Origin of the sequence: Arthrobacter sp. UYCu712, from assembly GCF_040547005.1 — a bacterium.
Taxonomy (GTDB): Bacteria; Actinomycetota; Actinomycetes; order Actinomycetales; family Micrococcaceae; genus Arthrobacter.
Map to the genome: position 1 here is coordinate 1 of NZ_JBEPOZ010000062.1, position 1,601 is coordinate 1,601.

Consider the following 1,601-nt stretch of genomic DNA (forward strand, 5'->3'; position numbering starts at 1 on the left):
TCCGGTCGCGCCCTGGGAGCCGTACGGAGCCACGGCCACATACCCCGTGACCAGCAGGCAGCCGACCAAGGCTGCCGTCAGGCGTCCATGGCCGGTTTTTCGGCCCGCGTGCCGGATCAGGGAAGAGGCTCGATGTATCGACCAACGATTCATCAGTGCCCCCCTGCGGCCTAGTCCCCCATGACAAGACAGAGACTAGGGAGGGCAGCATGGGAAAACCTTGGGTGCCCGACGTGGGCATCACGCGGAGTGCCGGGATCTTGTCGACGCGCTCACGCGGCTCTCAGACGCGAATAGTTGTCCCAGCTCTGTCCAGTGCACAGAAGAAACGGACAAGCTTCCGGCTGCTATGGCCAGTAGGGATCGCCAGATCGATATCTGCGCGAGCCGACCATGGGGCCCTGGCCATTCAAGAAAAAGTCGACGTCCGGGAGGACAGTGGGATTCCTAGCCAGCAGACGGTCGGGCAAGTCCATTTGCGTGGGTGTAATGCGGTTGCCGCGTGATCCTTGGTTTGTTTGGGCGCTGAGCGCCATTTCTCTCGTTGTCCCTGCCTCCTTTGGGGTGGCTCCGACGGTCTGTGCCTGCTGTATGGGGTCAAGACTGAGGTAGCGGCGGCCTTCGATCCATTCATCGTGTTGCTCTGCGAGGACGGCGCCGACGAGACGGATCAACGATGACCGGTCGGGGAAGATCCCGATTACGTCGGTGCGGCGGCGGATCTCCCTGTTCAGGCATTCCTGCGGGCTGTTGGACCTCATCTGCCGCCAGAGCCCCCCTTGGCAACGGTGCGAACTCGAGCACGTCGTGTCGGGCGACTTCGAGGTGGTCGGCGACCTTTGACGTTCTTCTGCAGCAGCGAGAAGAACGATTACATCGCGGCGTTGTCCGCGCACGCGCCGACCCTGCCCATTGAGCCGGTCAGCCCGTGGTGCCGGAGCGATTCAACGAAGCGGCGGGACCGGTTGAATACGGCCTGGGATCCACGGTCCGAGTGCACAACGGTCCCTGCCGGGCGGCGTGACCGCGCCGCGTTCTCCAGAGCGGACACCGCCAGCGAGGATTTCATCCGCGAGTCCATCGAGTACCCGGCGATCCTCCCGGAATAGACATCCTTCACCGCGCAGAGGTAGTGCTTCCCCTCGGCAGTGGGGTACTCGGTAATGTCGGTCAGCCACAGCTCGTTGGGCGCCGCTGCGGTGAAATCCCGCTCCACCAGGTCATCATGGACCGGTGGTCCAGACTTTCGGGTCGGGCCCCGCTTCTTGGAAAACACCGACCAGATGCCGTGGTCTTTGCACAGGCGCTGGACCCTGTTCCCGCCCGCCCTGTTGCCTTTCTCCGGGAGTTCGTCGGCTGAACCGGTACCCGAAACGCCGGATCGTCGGCGTGGATGTCCAGGGCGGCGTTGACCAGAAGCGCGTCGACCCAGTCCCGTTCCGTCACCGGGTTCGCCCTCCACCGGTAATAGCCTTGCTTGCTGAACTTCAACACCCTGCAGGTCACTGGTTGGGTCCCCGTGTAGAAGTCCAGTGTTTGTGTGAGTTTCGTGTCCGAGAATGGACACAGGAGGAAATTCACGAATCATGGCACGCAGACAC

At 62.8% G+C, this 1,601-nt stretch carries 2 pseudogenes; both read right to left on the reverse strand.

The window, feature by feature from the left end:
* Nucleotides 1–524: 524 nt before the first annotated feature.
* Nucleotides 525–840: pseudogene (locus ABIB51_RS23135) on the reverse strand (transposase); the annotation flags it as partial.
* Nucleotides 788–1,506 (reverse strand): annotated as a pseudogene (locus tag ABIB51_RS23140) (IS3 family transposase); the annotation flags it as partial. The pseudogenes ABIB51_RS23140 and ABIB51_RS23135, both read right to left, overlap by 53 nt.
* Nucleotides 1,507–1,601 lie beyond the last annotated feature (95 nt).